The organism is Aquimarina sp. TRL1 (genome assembly GCF_013365535.1).
Taxonomy (GTDB): domain Bacteria; phylum Bacteroidota; class Bacteroidia; order Flavobacteriales; family Flavobacteriaceae; genus Aquimarina; species Aquimarina hainanensis.
Genome location: NZ_CP053590.1, coordinates 3829874 through 3848773, shown reverse-complemented (window position 1 = coordinate 3848773; position 18900 = coordinate 3829874). Strand labels below are relative to the sequence as shown.

Here is an 18900-nt window from a genome sequence, read left to right as displayed (position 1 = left end):
TTCGACATTTTCTTTATTTTTTTAAAATCTACACTAGTTGCAGTTTGTCAGCTGTATTCAATATAGTATCTTTACCAACTAAATTCAGAAAGTTCACAAATGAAAATTTCATACAACTGGTTAAAGCAGTTTATCAAGCTAGATTGGGAAGCAGAAAAAGCAGGAGAATTACTAACTGACCTGGGACTAGAAGTCGAAGGAATTGATCCCTACCAAAGTGTAAAAGGAGGATTACAAGGAGTAGTAGTAGGTCATGTTTTGAACTGTAGCCAACACCCAAATGCTGATAAGCTAAAAATAACCCGTGTAGATGTCGGAGAAGCAGAACCATTACAGATTGTTTGTGGGGCTCCTAATGTTGCAGCAGGTCAGAAAGTACCAGTTGCCACGATTGGTACCAAACTGTATGATGAAGATGGAAAAGAATGGGTGATCAAAAAGGGAAAAATCCGAGGAGAAGAAAGCTATGGTATGATCTGTGCCGAAGATGAATTAGGTCTTGGAAAAAGTCATGACGGAATTATGGTACTCGATCACGATATTCCTGTAGGGACGCTGGCTTCTGAAATTTTTAATATTGAAAATGATGCTGTTTTCGAAATTGGTTTAACTCCTAACCGGGCTGATGCAATGAGTCACTGGGGAACTGCCAGAGACCTAAAAGCAGGATTACAACAACAAGGAACCAAACTGGAACTAATCACTCCTTCTGTGAGTAATTTCAGAGTAGAAAACAGATTGCACAAAATAGATATCGATGTTATCAATAAAGAGTTAGCTCCCAGATACTGTGGTGTTACTATTTCTGGATTACAAGTTGCAGAATCTCCTGCCTGGTTACAACATCGATTGTTAGCCATAGGAATTACTCCAAAAAACAATGTAGTAGATGTTACTAATTATGTATTACACGAATTAGGACAACCATTACATGCTTTTGATTCTCAATTAATTGAAGGGAATAAAATCGAAGTAAAAACAGTAGCCAAAGGAACAAAATTCACTACCCTTGATGAAGTAGAACGAGAATTACACGAAGAAGATTTAATGATCTGTGATGCTAATAAACCACTGTGTATCGCCGGAGTTTTTGGTGGTATTAACTCGGGAGTGACCGAAAATACTACTTCCATTTTCCTGGAAAGCGCCTATTTCAACCCGGTAAGTATTCGAAAAACAGCTAAAAGACACGGATTAAATACCGATGCTTCTTTTAGATTCGAAAGAGGAATTGATCCGAATATAACAGAATACGCTCTCAAAAGAGCAGCACTGTTAATTCAGGAATTGGCAGGAGGAGATATCACCAGTGATATTATCGATTTATACCCAAGAAAAATTGAAGATTATCAGGTATTTCTTTCTTTCGACAACGCTACAAAATTAATTGGAGAAGAATTACCAAGAGAAACGATCAAGAGTATTCTCACATCACTGGATATTAAAGTAAACAATGTAACTGAAAGTGGAATCGGGCTCACAATCCCTTCCTATAGAAATGATGTCCAAAGAGAGGTTGATGTCATCGAAGAAATCCTGAGAGTATATGGATATAACAATATTAATTTCACTCAAAAATTAAATGCCTCTATCTCTAATTCAGACAAATTTTCTGATCACAGTGTGCAGCAAACCATATCATCTCTATTAGCGGCAAAAGGGTTACATGAAATGATGGCTAATTCACTTACTTCACCTGCGTATATCGAATTGAGTGAAGATCTACAAGCGGATAATAACGTCAATATGCTCAACCCGCTAAGTAATGATTTATCAGTGATGAGGCAATCCATGCTTTTCTCAGGTCTGGAAGCTGTATCGTATAATGTCAATCGAAAAAGATCCGATATCAAACTTTTTGAATTCGGAAAAACATATCACGCATATGATGATAAGCGTATAGAGAACAAACATCTTAGCATTATCATTAGCGGAAATCAGCACAAAGAAAACTGGAACACTCCTACACAAAAAAGTGACTTCTTTTTCTTAAAAGGAATTGTTCAGGCAACATTAGAACGACTTGGTATCAATAATGCCAGAACGACTCCTCTAAAAAATGACGTATTCTCTGAAGGACTTGCTCTAAGCATTAGCAAGACCAAATTAGTAGAATTCGGTATGATCAAAAAAACAGTCTTAAAGCATTTTTCTATTAATCAGGAAGTACTCTTTGCTGATTTTAACTGGGATAATATTTTAGAGGTAGCAAAACGTACCAAAATAAAGTACACAGATATTCCTAAGTTCCCTGAAGTTCGAAGAGACTTTGCGTTACTATTAGACAACAAAGTTACCTTTGCCGAGATTCATACCATCGCAAAACAAACAGAAAAACAACTGCTAAAAGACATTAATCTGTTTGATGTATATGAAGGAAAAAATCTTCCTGAAGGGAAAAAATCATACGCAGTAAGCTTTATTATTCAGGATGAAAAGAAAACCCTGACAGATAAGCAAATTGATAAGGTAATGAATAAACTGCTTCACAATTTTGAAAATAAATTAGGAGCAGAATTACGATAGAACAATACGCCGCTTTGATACAAACAAAAGGCGCTACACTAAAAAATAAATCCTACTTCAAAACTTTCCGAGAAGTAGCATATCACGATAATCGAGTCAACGTAGTACTCAAAAAAAGCAGGTTATAAAGTCTTTATAACTTGCTTTTTTATAAATGGACATGTCTATTTTACACTTTCTTCATTATAAAGCTGACGAAATTTTGTAGTATCAAAAAAACAGTAGATATTTAACAAAATTTAACATTATCAGCTATATTTTTATGAAAAAAATCATACTAATAGCACTACTTATCTTGAGTAGTGTCCCTACTATCTATTCTCAAAAAAAAATATGGGAAGTCAACCTAAAAGAACAATTATATGAAGTAGGTTGGATCAAACAATCCAATGATGGATATATTATTGCTTCGGGTGCAAAAGGTTTATTAGCCATGAACAATGCCACCGGAGAAATCATATGGCACAACAAAGAACTCAAAGCTATTGATAAAAACACTTTTCTGACGATAGATGGTCTTCCTCTTTTCTACATTGAATATGTTCCCATTGCAGGAAAAACTCGTGGAATAATCATCAATTCCAGTAACGGAAATATCGTATACGATACCAAAGATGAAGGAGCTAGAATAAAAAATTTCTCCCTCTATCCGGATAATAAAATCATCCTTTTTGAACTCCTAAAAGACAAAACAAGAAAACTAATGTGTTTTAGCCTGGAAAGCTGGTCTAAAAAATGGGTTGCAGATCTTGGAGAGTCAAAAGGACTTATCCAAAAATACTTCTCAGGATCTTTTATTAATCAAGGTCCCTATTTTAGCAAAGAAAACAACTTAATTCTGGGAATTAAAGAAAAGATATATACGATCAATGCAGAGACCGGTGCTATCGTTTGGACACATGAGGCTAATAAAAAAATAAAAGCATTAGTATACTCTGAAAAAAATAACAGCCTATACCTTGGAGTAAAAAAAGCAAAAACCCTAAAAGTATTACAACCTGCTACAGGAGAAGATATCACTCCTGGAAAACTAAAACTACGAGGAACATTAATCGATGTACGTCCAGATAAAGACAATAACCTCATCCTGGTTGAGACAGAAGGGTTTAACATTATCGATCCACAAACAAATGAGTTTAAATGGAAAAAGAGTTTTAAAATTGATTACCTGGATGAAGTAATTCCTCATGAAAAAGGACTAATTGCTATTGGGAAAGACGAAAAAGACGGAACTATATCTTTAGTAGATCCTAACGGAAAGAAAATATGGACCAGTAAAGTAAAAGGATATGCTTACTACATTACCCCTACAGAAAATGGAGTATTATATGTATCTACCGAGCGTTCTAACATCCTTGATTACGACAAAGGAAAAGATGTATGGGACAAAGATGTAAAGTTCAAAAGCATTCCTGCCGTTACTTTTGATGAGCAAGAAAAAAAGGTAATGCTTTTTGAAAATAAAAAAGGATACAAATTTGACTTATCTTCTGGAAAAATTGATCTTTTTGCGCAAGATATCGAATTGGAAAATGTAAAGAGAAAGACCCCTTTAATGGCTGAGTATGTAGCCGGAGCTGGATACCTTATCCAAACACCTCAACACATCTCTTTATTAACTCCTGACGGAGCTGTTAAGTACAGTAAATATTTTGATCCTCCTTCTTCTATCGGAGGACTGGTACAAGTAGCACAACTAGGGCTTAATATTGCTGGAGTTGACCTGGATATCAAAGGAAACCTGGACAATATAAAAATGTTGTCTTCCTTATCAGGAGGAGCATTACGCGCATCCAATGATCAAACAGATGCAGTTGTAGAGGAATCCGTTGTTGCTGGATTATACACAGGTCCGGACAGTAGTAGTATGACCCCTGTTTTTGAAGTTACCAAAAAACGTTTTTTTAATTCTAAATCGATTCAGGGGCACAAATTTATCGTAGCAAAAATAAAATCAGAAAATGCCCCTACTAAACATCATATTTATATGATTAACAAAAAGACCGGAGCCATTGATACTCAAATAGAATTACTAGATAAAACTCCCAATTATTTTATTGATGAAATAGACAATGTTGTATTCATCAATGAGAAGAATCATTTGATATCTGCACATCAGTTTTAATATCAAACAGACAATCCAACAAACAAAAGCACTGTCTCTATAATGACAGTGCTTTTTTTAAACACTTATAGCTTCATTTCTTCTTAGCAAGAAGTTAACATTTCACCTCTTCTGGTTGTTAAAGCTTTCTTTACCCATTGATTTCCCCCTCAAAAATACGTACCTTAGTATACTATAAAGCTGCATCGTATGCTACTAAAAAGGACAAATATCCATGAAAAACTTACTCAGGTAAGAGCTCGTGAATTCAATGAAGACAGCTGGGAAGAGCAAGTAAAAGCTATTTTTGTTCGCGAAGCAAAAAGAGAAGACAGAATTGCGGCTACACTTGCTTCTACTGCCCGTGAAACCGTTTTTAACTTTGATTTACTGGATACTAATCGCATTTATCATATCGATCAAATAAAAAAAATATGCATTGACTATCGTCTTCGCTTTTTAGATACTAAATACTTTAAAGGAGCACTTCCTCCTGAAGCTATTCGTATTATAAAAACTCTAGAAAGAGAACATCAAACCACTATTGAAGGGTATAAAATTATAGCTCCTTCTAAAATGTTTAAATTAGAAAATGAAGATGATCCCCTACTGTTTACTCCTATAGGGAATGATTATTTCTACCTGATTCACAAATGGGGAAACGATCTTCATCCTGCGAGAAAACTTTTAGTATGGTCCTTCAAAAGCCTTGAGAATCTAGTATTGTTAATTTTTCTTTTAAGTGTTATAACTACTTATTTTATTCCTATAGGACTCTTTAGCAAGACTCCTTCTCATTCACAAACTGTTATCGTATTTCTATTTGTTTTTAAATGGATTGCAGCCATAGCTCTTTTTTATGGTTTTGCTCTAGGAAAAAATTTCAATCCCGCAATCTGGAATAGTAAATTCTATAATTCATAATTTGTTAGTATTTTCGTTCCTATGGAAGAAAACAATCAACAACCGAGAAAACACTGGGACTTATTAATTGGCTTTGCATTAGTCATTTTTGGAAGTTTCAGGCTGTATAACAGAATCAATAACGGAGGAGAATGGAATTTCAGAGCCTTTTTTACTGTTGCAGTAATTATCTATGGAGGGTATTCTATTGTCAAATACTTCTCTAATAAAAAACAATAAAAAAAGGCTACTGTATAAGTAGCCCTTTCATTTTCTTTCTTTTTAATTCAGGTATTACGAATACATTTTTTCTCGTAATTCTTTTACTTTGGCATCTCCCATATACTCATCAAAAGCCATGTAACGATCAATTACCCCCTTAGGTGTCAATTCAATAACACGATTTCCCACTGTCTGTGCAAATTCGTGGTCATGAGTAGTAAACAATACGGTTCCCTTAAATTTCTTTAACGCATTATTGAACGCTGTAATTGACTCTAAATCCAAGTGGTTTGTCGGTTCATCCAACATTACCACATTGGCACGGGTCATCATCATTTTTGACAGCATACAACGCACTTTTTCTCCTCCTGATAGCACATTACATTTTTTCAAAGCTTCTTCTCCGCTAAAAATCATCTTTCCTAAGAATCCCCGAATATATACTTCTTCTCTTTCTTCTTCTGTAGTTGCCCACTGACGTAACCAATCCACCAAAGAGAGATCACTTCCAAAATACTCACTGTTATCAGCCGGTAAGTATGATTGTGTAGTTGTTACTCCCCAGGCTACAGTTCCTGCATCAGCTTTTTGCTTATCATTTACAATCTGATAAAAAGCTGTTGTCGCTCTTGAGTCTTTTGAGAAAACAACTACCTTATCTCCTTTATTCAGGTTAACATCTACATCCTTAAACAACAATTCTCCATCTACACTTGCCTCCAATCCGCTAATATTCAGAATTTGATCTCCTGCTTCTCTATCTCTTTCAAAAATGATTGCTGGATATCTTCTGCTAGAAGGCTTGATATCTTCTATGTTTAATTTCTCTATCATTTTCTTACGAGAAGTCGCTTGCTTTGATTTTGCAACATTAGCACTAAAGCGTGCAATAAACTCCTGTAATTCTTTTTTCTTCTCTTCTGCTTTCTTGTTTTGCTGTGCTCGTTGTCTCGCTGCTAGCTGAGAAGACTCATACCAGAACGTGTAATTACCACTATAATGATTGATCTTTCCAAAATCAATATCTGAAATATGTGTACACACTGCATCAAGGAAATGACGGTCGTGAGACACCACAATTACCGTATTATCATAATTAGCCAAGAAGTTTTCTAACCAGGTGATCGTTTCATAATCAAGATCATTGGTAGGCTCATCCATAATCAATACATCTGGATTACCGAACAATGCCTGAGAAAGTAGAACCCGAACACGTTGTTTAGTGTCCAAATCCGCCATCTTGGTGTAGTGAAGATCTTCTTTAATCCCCAGATTGGATAACATTGATGCCGCATCACTATCTGCATTCCACCCATTCATTTCTTCGAACTGCACCTGAAGCACTCCCACTCGCTCCCCATCAGCATCACTAAAATCAGGTTTGGCATAGATCTCATCCATCTCCTTTTTGATTTTATACAACGGTTTATTACCCATGATCACCGCTTCTAATACTGTATACTCATCATATGCATAATGATCCTGTTCTAATACTGACATTCGTTTTCCCGGTTCCAGATGTACATGACCGGAAGTTGGTTCCACTTTCCCAGAAAGTATCTTTAAAAAAGTAGATTTTCCTGCTCCATTAGCACCAATAATACCATAGCAGTTACCCTGTGTAAAGGTAGTATTCACTTCATCAAACAAGACGCGTTTACCGAACTGAACAGAAAGATTAGAAACTGATAACATGTTGTATAAATTCTATTGAGTTTAATTTTTCGGCAAAAGTAGACAAATCAAACAAAACCCTAAAACATTCTGTACACAAATACAGAATTAACATATTATTAACTGCATACAATATGTATAGCTCTATTTTTGTAGGTTAGTGCACTAATTAACAAACAAATGCTCACCCTCAAAATAAGATTCTATATTTGTATATTATTTTCTCTGATACTTTATAGTTGTGGAACAGAAAAAGAAGAAATCAGAGAAAGCACCTATTTTGGAGGGGAAATTGTCAACCCTAATTCTCATTATATCATTCTTTACAGAGAATATGGAAAAGGAGATACTATATATCTGGATAAAAACAATCGATTCCTATACAAAATGGACAGCCTACAAGAAGGGGCATACCTTTTTTACCACAGCCCTGAGAATCAGATTGTACTTCTGGAAAAAGGAGATAGTACCTTGATACGTCTCAATACACTGGAGTTTGATGAATCTTTGGTCTTCACAGGAGATGGGGCAAAAAAAAATAATTTCCTGATAGACATGTTCCTTCAGAATGAAAAAGAACGAAAAAACCTAAACCGGTATTACTTTAATTTTTCCCCTGAGGATTTTCGCAAAAAACAACAATATCTACTAAAAGAGCGGTTAAACAAACACGATCAATTTGCTGCAAAAAATACACTTAGCGATCTGGCAAAAAAAATAACAAAAGCCAGCTTTACTTATGATTTTTATTCCAGGTACGAAATCTATTTCTACAAACATTACGGAATTACAAATCTGGATTCTATCACAGATTTACCCAAAGATTTCTTCAATTATCAAAAGGAAGTAGATTTTAACGATCTCGTATTATCCAATTTATATTCGTACAATCGTTTCTTAAGCAATTACCTGACTAATGCTGCCTATACCAAATATACCAAAGGAGGTCTGATAAACAGAAACTCTCTGGGAATAACCAAATATGAAATAAACCTGGTCGATAGCCTTATTGATCAACCCTATATAAAAGACAATCTACTCAGAGCCATTACCAAGCGTTTTATCTTAAATTCAGAAGATGATATTGCTTCTAATAAAGTTCTGAAGTACTTCCTGTCAAAAAGTAATAACAAAAACAACCAACGTGAGTTAAAAAAACTAGCAAAAGCCGCATACCGGTTAAGACCTAGAAGCAGTATTCCAGAACAGGACTTATTAACACATAAAGGAGAGATTATCCCGCTTACTTCCTTACTAAAAAAACCAGTTACTGTATTTTATTTTTGGTCGCTACAAGAACATAGAGACCTCTACCTAAAAGCTCATAAAAAAGCAGCTGCGTTAGAAAAACAGTTTCCTCATACTGAATTTATTGGGATCAATATTGATGAAGAATACAATAGTAACTGGAGAAGAACCATTCAGAGAAACCAATACGATCTCAATAAAGAATTTGCTTTCAGATTTCCTAAATGTTCTTCCGAAGACTTAATTATTTATTATAGAAACCAGGTCATACTTGTAGATCAGGATGGTAAAATCATTAACGCCCGATCTAACTTGTTCTCAACGCAATTAAAAGAAGAACTAAAACAACAAGGTAATTTGTAACAGTCTATCATTGATTCTTTATATCAATAAAAAAACAGCATTAAGAACAAATACAATCTTCTTCTAAAGCTTTTATCAATAAAAAACTTTTATTTGCCAATCATCACTGGATGTACAGGATCGTTTACAATATAAAAAACCTCCCTATTTCGGGAGGTTTTATTTATAATAAGAACCAGTATCTGGCTTAATTTCCTTTGTTATAATCTGCTAAAAACTTAGCCAAACCAATATCTGTCAATGGGTGTTTTAACAACCCTTCGATAGAAGATAACGGACCTGTCATAATATCTGCCCCAATTTTAGCACAGTCAATAACATGCATTGTATGACGTACTGAAGCTGCTAAAATTTGCGTATCAAAATTATAGTTATCATAAATCATTCGGATCTCAGCAATCAAATTAAGTCCATCTGTAGAGATATCATCCAAACGACCAATAAATGGCGATACATATGTAGCTCCTGCTTTAGCAGCCAATAAAGCTTGTCCTGCAGAAAATACCAATGTACAATTTGTTTTAATTCCTTTATCACTAAAATATTTAATTGCCTTTACTCCATCCTTTATCATAGGAACTTTAACAACGATCTTATCATCCAATTTTGCCAACTCTTCTCCTTCTCGAACCATTCCTTCAAAATCAGTAGAGATAACTTCTGCACTAACATCTCCGGTTACAATATCACATATTTTCTTATAGTGATTGATAATGTTTTCTTTTCCTGTAATCCCTTCTTTTGCCATTAAAGAAGGATTCGTCGTTACTCCATCTAGCACTCCTAAATCCTGTGCTTCTTTAATCTGGTCCAGATTCGCTGTATCAATAAAAAATTTCATGCTGTTGTGTTTAGATTTATAACTTTTTCTTAGACTCGGCGAATATATAAATAATCATTGTCGCACAGTCATTAAAATTACAATTTATAATGATTCATTATTAATTTTTCATATATCGTATCCGGTAATATCCGTTTAAGGACAATCGAAAACTTCTGCATAAACTCCCCTACCTTATAATGTACCCTGGGACTCGAACTATTTATAATCTTATACATTGCCTTTGCCATTTCCAGCGGATCTTTACCATTATCGACATGATCATCCATCAGTTTTAATGTATTTCCATATACTTCTTTATATGGAGAGCCATCTAATACCGGAGCGTGGTATCTTCCTGCTGCAATATTGGTCGCAAAATCTCCAGGAGCCACATTCGTCATTTGAATATTGAATTGTTTCAGCTCCATTCTCCATGCTTCGGTAGTTATTTCCAGAGCTGCTTTTGAAGCACTGTATACTCCCCTATACGGCAATCCCATATACCCGGCAATAGAGGTAACGTTTATAATCAATCCGGATCGTTGCTTCCTCATCTGGGGTAACACTGCCTTAATCACATTGACTGGCCCGAAATAGTTAGTAGTAAAATTCTTTATGATTTCTTCTTCAGGAATTTCTTCTATAGGTCCTGTAATTCCTGCTCCTGCATTATTGATCAGTACATCAACCCTCCCTTCTTGATCTACAACTGCTTTTACAGCCGATACAATGCTATCAACATCTGCCACATCCAGTCTAAGCAACTCAAAATTAGAAGTTTTCTTATAGTTATCAGGATTACGACTTGTTCCATAAACAATCATTCCTAAACTCGTAAGATAATCTCCTACCGATTTCCCTATTCCCGAAGATCCTCCGGTAATGAGTACTACTTTTTGCTTAGCCTTTTTATTCATGGCTACAAATATCAGACATTTTTTAATGCTTCTAAAGGAGAAATCAAAAGAAAATACGGGATACTAAAAAACAAGCACGAAAGAAAAGGAGATAGAAACTTTATTGCATAAAAAAAGGCAAGCTACCTACATCACACTGCTACAACCGTCTACCTTTGCTGCGTTCCCGCCCTGGAGGATTCAACAGGAGCTAGTTGTGTAGGACTTGCCGGGTGCAAATATACAACCTTTCCTATATTTTACAACCATTTTTTAAACTCAATTAAAATAAATATCTTGCTTTGCATAATATTAAACTCAATGAAAAAACGTAACCTATTAGCCCTCATAACATTAAATTTACTCCTGTTTTCTTGTGGAAGTAATCCGGACAAGAAAAAAAATTATTTTTCTTTGTCTTTAGCTCAAAAAAACTCAAAATTTAAGGCTGGAGAGACTATAAAAGGTAGTATTACGAACAAAAAAAATATTCAAATTGACTCTACCTCTTTCTTTTTAGGAGATACAAAAATAGAAAGTACCTCCAATACTTCTTTTTCTTTTAAAACTACAGATAGAAAATTAGGGAATCGTCAGTTAAAGGCGACTGTATATTTTGAAGGTACTCAACAAAGCATTACCAAAAATGTGATTATCCTAAACAAAACTGCTCCTAAATTATATTCTTATGAAATTGTAGCTACATATCCGCACGACAAAAATGCATTTGTACAAGGTTTGGAATTCTATAACGATACTTTATATGAGAGTACTGGACGCTACGGAAGCTCCTCACTCAGAAAAATAGCATATACTACTGGAGAGATCCTTGCTAAAAAAGATATCTCTAAAGAATATTTTGCCGAAGGAATTACGATTCTTAACAATAAAATCATTCAACTAACCTGGAAAAAAAGAGTTGGTTTTATCTACGACCTAGCCACACTAGAAAAAAAAGGAGATTTTGGATATAATCAAAGTAAAGAAGGTTGGGGATTATGCAATGATGGTACCCGAATCTACAAAAGTGACGGAACAGAAAAGATATGGATTCTCGATCCCGAAACACTTGCCGAAAAAGAATATATAGAAGTTACCACTAATAAAAGTGTCAAATCCAAATTCAATGAACTCGAGTGGATAGAAGGAAAAATATATGCCAATACCTGGCAGAAAGATGGAATTGCGGTGATCAATCCTTCTAATGGGGCATTGGAAGCGGTGATCGACTTATCTGGTTTACGTGCGAAGGTAAGCCAACACCCAGAGCTTGATGTACTAAACGGAATTGCCTACAATAAGAAGACCAAACAATTATTTGTAACTGGTAAAAATTGGGATAAACTATTTGAAATTAAGATTCTTAAATAGGCTTTTGAAGAAAAAGAGCCAATATTTTCATGCAACATCATAATTAATAGCTCGTTATTATTGTAGACAGAGAATAAAGCGTACCTTTGCAGCTTATTTATTTTATATGAACAAATTTGAAGCGTTAGGTCTGGATGAGTCTATTATAAAGGCTGTGAATGATATGGGGTTTGAATCTCCAAGTGAGGTACAGGAAAAGGCAATCCCTATCCTATTAGAAGAAGAGACCGATATTGTTGCCCTTGCTCAGACTGGAACAGGTAAAACTGCGGCTTTTGGTTTTCCATTAATCCAAAAGACAGACAGCAGTAGTCGAATTACTCAAGGGTTAATCTTATCTCCTACCAGAGAACTTTGTTTGCAAATAGCAAATGAATTAAAAAATTACTCTAAGTTTATTTCGGGATTACACACTGTTGCAATCTACGGTGGTGCCAGTATTACTGAACAAGCAAAGCAAATCAAACGTGGCGCACAAATTATTGTTGCTACTCCAGGGCGTATGCAGGATATGATCAACAGGAAGATGGTTGATATTTCTAATATCGGATACTGTGTATTGGATGAAGCTGACGAAATGCTTAATATGGGATTCTATGAAGATATCAACAGCATTTTATCACATACTCCACAGGATAAAAACACCTGGCTATTCTCTGCTACTATGCCTAGAGAGGTATCAACAATTGCTAAAAAATTCATGTCTAATCCGGTAGAAATTACCGTAGGTCATAAAAATACAGGGTCTAAAAATGTATCTCATGAGTATTATGTAGTAAACTCCAGAGATCGTTATAACGCCTTAAAAAGGTTAGCTGATGCCAATCCTGATATCTTTTCTGTTATTTTCTGCCGTACTAAAAGAGATACACAGAAAGTTGCAGAAAACTTAATTGAAGACGGATATAATGCAGCTGCATTACATGGAGACCTGAGTCAAAATCAGCGTGACCTTGTAATGAAAAGCTTTAGAAACAGACAAATACAAATGTTAGTAGCTACAGATGTTGCTGCTCGAGGGATTGATGTAGATGATGTAACCCACGTAATCAATTATCAGTTACCTGATGAAATAGAAACCTATACTCACAGAAGTGGTAGAACCGGAAGAGCTGGAAAAAGTGGGGTTTCTATGGTAATTGTTTCTAAAAGTGAAATACGAAAAATCAAATCCGTAGAGCGAATCATCAAAAAATCATTTGAAAAGAAAGAGATTCCCAGCGGAGAAGAAATATGTCAGGTTCAATTATTTCACCTGGCGAATGATATTAGTAAATCAGAGATCAATCATGAGATTGACAGTTACCTGCCTTCTATTAATGAAGTACTGGAAGCATTTAGTAAAGAAGAACTTATTAAAAAGTTTTTCTCTGTTGAATTTTCGCGTTTTCACAATTATTACAAAAACGCAAAAGATCTCAATACGGTTTCTGATCGCGATCATTATAATGACAGAGAGTCTTCTACCCGTTATTTTATCAACGTAGGTGAGAAAGACGGATTTGACTGGATGAAACTAAAAGATTTCCTCAAAGAAGCTTTAGATCTGGGTAGAGATGGGGTGAATCGTGTTGATGTTAAAGAAAGTTTCTCTTTCTTCAATACCGGCTCCGAATTACAGGATAAAGTATTGGAGGTTTTTGATAATTACACCTTAGAAGGAAGAAAGGTTAATGTAGAAATTTCTAAAGATTCCCGAAGAAACAGAGGAAAAAGAAGAAATGGCGGAGGGGAAGGAAAAAACTTTAAGGGTCGCAGAAGAAGTGAAGGTTTTAAAGGTCGGGACCGAAGGAGAAATGAGGATAAAAATAATGGTGGAGGTCGCAGAAGAGATCGCAGAAGACGTAATGATCGAAAGTAAGCTCTTATGAGATTACACAAGAAACGAGCTCAGGATTTGCTTATTGAGCTCCGATAAAATAACTATTGACTATTGGGAAAATCCAAAGTTACAACGTCTCACCTGGTGAGTACTTATTAAATTATTGAACAGCTGTATGAAAAAACTTTTTTACATCTTATTTCTTATATCTCATATTGGACTATATGCACAAGAGACTTCTACTGAAACTCCTGAGAATCATGAAATTCACGGAAAAGTTCTCAATGCTGCAAATGATGTAAAGTTGGAAAATGTACATATTGTCAATCTCAGCCAGGTTATTGGAACCATTACAGATGCTGATGGTGCTTTTACCATTCCCGCTAAGGTTAATGATACTTTATACTTTTCGTATATCGGATACAAACCCTTAAAAGTCAGAGTAACCAATGACTGGATTAAATTCGGAGATGTAAAAATAAAAATGACTGAACTGGGTATTGCTTTAGAAAAAGTAGTTGTTTCTAAAATACAATTAACTGGATATCTGGAGATTGACGCAAAAAAAATACCTGTATATAACAACTACCGCTATAGCATTTCCGGATTGAATTCTGGTTATGAAGGAGGTAGCAAACAACCCGGAGCGGTTAATAAAGTCCTGAGTGCCATTTTTAATCCTGCCGATTTTCTCTATAATATGTTTAGTAAACGTTCTAAAGAACTAAAGAAACTGAGAAAAATGAAAAAGGACGATGAAATTCGAAACTTATTAGAAAATAAGTTCGACAGAGAAATGCTACAGGCTTTACTACAAGTAGAACGGGTAGATATTGATGAGATCTTACGTAACTGTAATTACTCTGCGGATTTTATAAAGTTTGCCAATGACCTGCAAATTCTGGATGCTATTAGTGAGTGCTATGAAGAATACAAAACACTAAACCGGGAATAAACTGATTTCCTTAAGAAAAATAACTAAGATCGGTGCAGATTATTTAATCTGTGCCGATTTTTAATATAATGGAGTTCCTTTCCACTGTGTTTTGTAGAGATATAAAATTAACTTGACTAAAAATAAGATAATTCCAATTACTAGTCTAAATGTTTCCATGTTAGTTCCAGCACCTCTAATATTTAATTTGTTTTAAAATGACACATAATTACATATCAGGAAAGGAGTAACAACATTCTATTTCTTTTGATCTTCTTCAAATCGCTGAATAATTTGCTCATAGCTCTTGACCGTATTTTTAGCCCATTGCATTCTAAGACTACATTTTTCCTCTTCCGTTAATTGCCAGTTGATCTCTTTATTACTTCTCATTTCTCCGGATAGGTATTGTAAAATAATTGCTGCCGAAACAGAAATATTCAGGCTCTCCGTAAATCCATACATAGGGATATGCAGCATGGAGTCAGCTTTCTGGATTACTTCATCACTCAACCCTCTAAGTTCACTTCCAAAAAAAATAGCAGCGCGTTTTGTAACATCAAAATGTTGAATTGTTGCTGCATGTTCATGAGGAGTTGTCGCTACAATCTGATACCCTTGTTTTTTCAAGTTGGCAATACATTCTTTGACAGATGTATATCTATTAATATCAACCCATTTCTGAGCTCCCATAGCAATTTCTCTATCAATATTTTTCTTATTTACCTCCTCAACTACATGAATATTTTGAATCCCAAAAACATCACAGCTTCGTATTACTGCACTGGTATTATGTAACTGATATACATCTTCAACTGCTACTGTAAAATGATTTGTTCTTTTTTCTAATACTTCTTTATATAGTGCCAGCCTTCTCGGGGTTAGAAAAGATTCCAAATACTCCAGTAACTCATGATTTATCATATTACAGAATTTAAAAAAACGCCACTAATACTAGCGGCGTTATACATATATGTGTTTATTCTTCTAAATATTCACAAAAATAGGATTTATTTCTTTACAATAATAAATTCACTTCTTCTATTTAATTGATGTTTCTCTTTACTACACGGAGTTCCATTGGTACATGAATTAACTAATTCCGATTCCCCATACCCTCTACCTGTGACTCTCGATGGATCAATTCCTCCTTTTTTGATAATATAGGCGATGGTACTCTTAGCTCTTCTATTACTTAATGCCAGATTATAAGCATCATTCGCTCTACTATCCGTATGAGAACGAACATCTATTTTTAATTGAGGATATTCTTTTAGCGCTGCAATAATTTTTTGTAATTCTATCTCTGCATCTTTTCGGATTCTGGACTTATCCAAATCAAAATAAATTGGAGATAACACTAATAGTTTTGCTAAATCATCTCCTTCATTTACTTCTTTTACCTCTAATAGACTATCTCCTATTTCTAATGGTACATCGTATGAATACTCTAACACCTCTGTTGTTACCAAACTCTTTTCTGTAGGTTTATAATCTTCTTTTAAAGCTCTGACAATATAGGAAGAAGCACATTCTACATTAAACTTATATGCTCCAAATGTATCTGTTCTGGTTCTGTTTATTTCCTGGTTATTATTATCTAACAGCACCACTTCTGCATCTGCTACAATAGAACCATCTGATTTTTTTAATACTGTTCCTTTTACATATTGCTTACAACTGGTTATTAATTCATCTGTTTGTTTAAAACTATAAATATCGTCATTTCCTTTCCCTCCATTTCTATTACTGGCAAAATAGCCTATTTTCGTTTCTTCATTTAACACAAAAGAGAAATCATCTTCCGGTCCGTTAACTGGTCGACCAACATTATATGGCACAGAAAAAGCACCTTCTTCAGGAACTGATACAAAAACATCTAACCCTCCCAATCCAACATGACCATCACTGGCAAAATACAACCTACCTGAATCACTGATATAAGGAAATGTTTCGCGTCCTTCTGTATTAATCAGATCTCCTAAATTCTCTGGAGTACCATAACTTCCGTCTTCATGAACAGCAACTTTATATAGATCTGATAGGCCTTTACTTCCAGGCATATCACTAGCAAAATACAAGATTGTACCATCAGCATTTAAGGCAGGGTGTGCCACCGAGTACTCATCCCCATTAAAAGGTAATTCTTCTATATTGCTCCATTTATCTCCTTCTAACGTTCCTTTATACAACTTTAACAAAGTAGTTCCTTCTGAATTAGCTTTTAAACGTCTCTTCGTATAATTATTTCTGGTAAAATATACTGTTTTTCCATCTTTACTAAATGAAGTTGAAGATTCATGGAATTTTGTATTAATACGTCCTTTTAGCTTCTCAGGAGCCTCTAAACTGTTATCTTCTCCTATTTTGGAAGAAAATAAATCCAGAAAACGCATTTCATTCCACTCATGTAATGTCTTGGTCATCGAATTTCCAAATCGAGAAGAAGCAAATACTAAAGTCCCCTGGTTTGTAAAACTAGGTGCATAATCTGAATCCTTGGAATTGACATCCAATTTCACCAAATCAAACTTACCAGACTGTAGTTCTATAAAATTTAGATAATCTTTGGAACTCATATAGTTTGAGGCTCTGGTGTCTGCATTAGTCAATGCATTAAATTTTTCCATTACCTGATCAGATTCATCGTACCGGCGAACACTTTTTAAACTCTGTGCATAACGAAACAAATACTCAGGGTCTACTTCTTGCTCATATTCTGACAGTAAACGCTCATACCATTTTGAAGCATCTTCTAGCTCTCCATTAAAGTAGTAAGAATCCCCCAATCTCCTATATAAATCAGAAGAAGTATATCCATTTTCAGCCACCTCTAAATAGATTTTTCTGGCATCGACAAATGCATATTGCTCAAATTTTTCATCTGCTTTATGCAGTTGTTTCTCCTGAGCGGTTGATAATTGAGGAATCGTCACCAATAAACCTAAAATTAAATACGTATATAAATTCATCATCTTCCCGTTTTTTAAAAGAACCGAGGTGTTAACATTCTATTATATTTCTTAAAGAGTTCAAATCGCAGTAATACTTCATAACTCCCATCATTAAATACCGCTTTTCCTAATTCTGTGGTTTCTCGGTCATAGGCAAAACCAACCATCAAACCATCTGAAATCTGAAATCCAACCATACCACTCAATGCAGCATCCCATCTATAACCTGCTCCAAGACTTACTTTTTCGTATAGTAAAAAACTAGCTGATAAATCTACCTGTAACGGAGCTCCAAATACCAACTTAGTCAATAAGGCTGGTTTAAATTTTACATTATCGCTTAAATCAAAAGTATGTCCGGTAATTAAATAATAATTGATACGTTCTTTAGCGACAAAGGTTGAAGAGTCATCGTTTCCTACAGTAGCGCTCTCATCAAAATGCTCTGTCTCTAATAAATTTGGAGCACTTAACCCTAAATAGAAACGATTGGTATGATAGTAAAATCCGATTCCAATATTAGGGCTAAATTTGTTATCTATATTGTTTTCAAAATTAGGATCATTAATATCGAACTTACTCAATCGCTGAAAATCCACATCTAACAAATGACCTCCTGCTTTTAACCCAAAACTTAGTTTTCCCACATCAGAAGTAGGGATCGTATAGGAAAAATCAATATCAAAATAGGTTTCTTGTGTTGGTCCTATCTCATCATTAACTATCGAAATACCAAGTCCCACACGATTACTTTCCCCTACGGGGGTATTCATCGACAAGGTCTGTGAACGAGGAGCTCCGTCTAGCCCTACCCATTGGCTTCGATGAAGACCACTGATACTCATCACTCCCCGACTTCCTGCATATGCCGGGTTCACACTAATGGTATTATACATATATTGGGTATACTGGGCATCTTGCTGTGAATAAATGTGTTCGGCGGCAAAAAGCAATATGGCAATAATAATTATATATTTTTTTTTCATTTGTTTTTATTTTTTTCTAAAAAACAACGTTTTACGGTGTTAACAAGTTACATTATGTATTTTAATTATTTACA

14 protein-coding genes and 1 other RNA gene are annotated in these 18900 nt (G+C 34.9%); 8 read left to right on the top strand and 7 right to left on the bottom strand.

Features of this window, described 5'->3' with window-relative positions:
* Nucleotides 1-99 precede the first annotated feature (99 nt).
* From pheT to HN014_RS15765, 4 genes are all read left to right on the top strand, one after another.
* Nucleotides 100-2526: a phenylalanine--tRNA ligase subunit beta gene (pheT, locus tag HN014_RS15780; RefSeq protein WP_176029814.1), complete on the top strand. Its 2427-nt coding sequence runs from the start codon at nt 100-102 to the stop codon at nt 2524-2526.
* 262 nt (nt 2527-2788) lie between these two features.
* Nucleotides 2789-4651, top strand: coding sequence for a PQQ-binding-like beta-propeller repeat protein (locus tag HN014_RS15775; protein ID WP_176029813.1), 1863 nt, complete (start codon nt 2789-2791; stop codon nt 4649-4651).
* Between the two features lie 189 nt (nt 4652-4840).
* Nucleotides 4841-5554: a hypothetical protein gene (locus tag HN014_RS15770; RefSeq protein ID WP_176029812.1), complete on the top strand. Its 714-nt coding sequence runs from the start codon at nt 4841-4843 to the stop codon at nt 5552-5554.
* 21 nt (nt 5555-5575) lie between these two features.
* Complete coding sequence (locus HN014_RS15765; protein WP_176029811.1) at nt 5576-5773, top strand: hypothetical protein; 198 nt, start codon at nt 5576-5578, stop codon at nt 5771-5773.
* Between the two features lie 54 nt (nt 5774-5827).
* On the opposite strand, the gene HN014_RS15760 is transcribed toward HN014_RS15765, so the two are convergent.
* The gene (locus HN014_RS15760; protein WP_176029810.1) at nt 5828-7450 is read right to left on the bottom strand and encodes an ABC-F family ATP-binding cassette domain-containing protein; all 1623 of its coding nucleotides are present in this window, start codon (nt 7448-7450) and stop codon (nt 5828-5830) included.
* Between the two features lie 159 nt (nt 7451-7609).
* On the opposite strand from HN014_RS15760, the gene HN014_RS15755 reads away from it, so the two are divergent.
* Complete coding sequence (locus HN014_RS15755; RefSeq protein WP_176029809.1) at nt 7610-9040, top strand: hypothetical protein; 1431 nt, start codon at nt 7610-7612, stop codon at nt 9038-9040.
* Between the two features lie 187 nt (nt 9041-9227).
* Here the strand turns inward: HN014_RS15755 and fsa are convergent, their stop codons facing one another.
* The 3 genes from fsa to ffs all read right to left on the bottom strand — a co-directional run bounded on the left by fsa (nt 9228) and on the right by ffs (nt 10991).
* Complete coding sequence (gene fsa / locus HN014_RS15750) at nt 9228-9881, bottom strand: fructose-6-phosphate aldolase (protein ID WP_176029808.1); 654 nt, start codon at nt 9879-9881, stop codon at nt 9228-9230.
* Between the two features lie 77 nt (nt 9882-9958).
* Nucleotides 9959-10780 carry an SDR family oxidoreductase gene (locus HN014_RS15745; protein WP_176029807.1) on the bottom strand — a complete coding sequence of 274 codons (822 nt, stop codon included), beginning with the start codon at nt 10778-10780 and terminating at the stop codon, nt 9959-9961.
* A 112-nt stretch (nt 10781-10892) separates the two neighbouring features.
* Nucleotides 10893-10991: signal recognition particle sRNA small type (gene ffs / locus HN014_RS15740), an RNA gene on the bottom strand.
* A gap of 89 nt (nt 10992-11080) precedes the next feature.
* On the opposite strand from ffs, the gene HN014_RS15735 reads away from it, so the two are divergent.
* The 3 genes from HN014_RS15735 to HN014_RS15725 all read left to right on the top strand — a co-directional run bounded on the left by HN014_RS15735 (nt 11081) and on the right by HN014_RS15725 (nt 14907).
* Nucleotides 11081-12130: a glutaminyl-peptide cyclotransferase gene (locus HN014_RS15735; protein ID WP_176029806.1), complete on the top strand. Its 1050-nt coding sequence runs from the start codon at nt 11081-11083 to the stop codon at nt 12128-12130.
* Between the two features lie 106 nt (nt 12131-12236).
* Nucleotides 12237-13991: a DEAD/DEAH box helicase gene (locus HN014_RS15730; RefSeq protein WP_176029805.1), complete on the top strand. Its 1755-nt coding sequence runs from the start codon at nt 12237-12239 to the stop codon at nt 13989-13991.
* Between the two features lie 136 nt (nt 13992-14127).
* Nucleotides 14128-14907 (top strand): carboxypeptidase-like regulatory domain-containing protein, encoded by a 780-nt coding sequence (locus tag HN014_RS15725; protein WP_176029804.1) that lies wholly within the window; start codon nt 14128-14130, stop codon nt 14905-14907.
* Between the two features lie 237 nt (nt 14908-15144).
* On the opposite strand, the gene HN014_RS15720 is transcribed toward HN014_RS15725, so the two are convergent.
* From HN014_RS15720 to HN014_RS15710, 3 genes are all read right to left on the bottom strand, one after another.
* A complete protein-coding gene (locus HN014_RS15720) occupies nt 15145-15810 on the bottom strand; it encodes an RNA methyltransferase (RefSeq protein ID WP_176029803.1) in 666 nt (221 codons plus the stop codon).
* Nucleotides 15811-15896: 86 nt separating this feature from the next.
* Nucleotides 15897-17861, bottom strand: coding sequence for an OmpA family protein (locus HN014_RS15715; protein ID WP_176029802.1), 1965 nt, complete (start codon nt 17859-17861; stop codon nt 15897-15899).
* 11 nt (nt 17862-17872) lie between these two features.
* A complete protein-coding gene (locus HN014_RS15710) occupies nt 17873-18826 on the bottom strand; it encodes a type IX secretion system membrane protein PorP/SprF (RefSeq protein ID WP_176029801.1) in 954 nt (317 codons plus the stop codon).
* Nucleotides 18827-18900 lie beyond the last annotated feature (74 nt).

Bases quoted from the DNA above. Each gene is read 5' to 3' on its own strand.
- pheT (WP_176029814.1), top strand. From the start codon at position 100: ATGAAAATTTCATACAACTGGTTAAAGCAGTTTATCAAGCTAGATTGG.
- HN014_RS15775 (WP_176029813.1), top strand. From the start codon at position 2,789: ATGAAAAAAATCATACTAATAGCACTACTTATCTTGAGTAGTGTCCCT.
- HN014_RS15770 (WP_176029812.1), top strand. From the start codon at position 4,841: ATGCTACTAAAAAGGACAAATATCCATGAAAAACTTACTCAGGTAAGA.
- HN014_RS15765 (WP_176029811.1), top strand. From the start codon at position 5,576: ATGGAAGAAAACAATCAACAACCGAGAAAACACTGGGACTTATTAATT.
- HN014_RS15760 (WP_176029810.1), bottom strand. From the start codon at position 7,450: ATGTTATCAGTTTCTAATCTTTCTGTTCAGTTCGGTAAACGCGTCTTG.
- HN014_RS15755 (WP_176029809.1), top strand. From the start codon at position 7,610: ATGCTCACCCTCAAAATAAGATTCTATATTTGTATATTATTTTCTCTG.
- fsa (WP_176029808.1), bottom strand. From the start codon at position 9,881: ATGAAATTTTTTATTGATACAGCGAATCTGGACCAGATTAAAGAAGCA.
- HN014_RS15745 (WP_176029807.1), bottom strand. From the start codon at position 10,780: ATGAATAAAAAGGCTAAGCAAAAAGTAGTACTCATTACCGGAGGATCT.
- HN014_RS15735 (WP_176029806.1), top strand. From the start codon at position 11,081: ATGAAAAAACGTAACCTATTAGCCCTCATAACATTAAATTTACTCCTG.
- HN014_RS15730 (WP_176029805.1), top strand. From the start codon at position 12,237: ATGAACAAATTTGAAGCGTTAGGTCTGGATGAGTCTATTATAAAGGCT.
- HN014_RS15725 (WP_176029804.1), top strand. From the start codon at position 14,128: ATGAAAAAACTTTTTTACATCTTATTTCTTATATCTCATATTGGACTA.
- HN014_RS15720 (WP_176029803.1), bottom strand. From the start codon at position 15,810: ATGATAAATCATGAGTTACTGGAGTATTTGGAATCTTTTCTAACCCCG.
- HN014_RS15715 (WP_176029802.1), bottom strand. From the start codon at position 17,861: ATGATGAATTTATATACGTATTTAATTTTAGGTTTATTGGTGACGATT.
- HN014_RS15710 (WP_176029801.1), bottom strand. From the start codon at position 18,826: ATGAAAAAAAAATATATAATTATTATTGCCATATTGCTTTTTGCCGCC.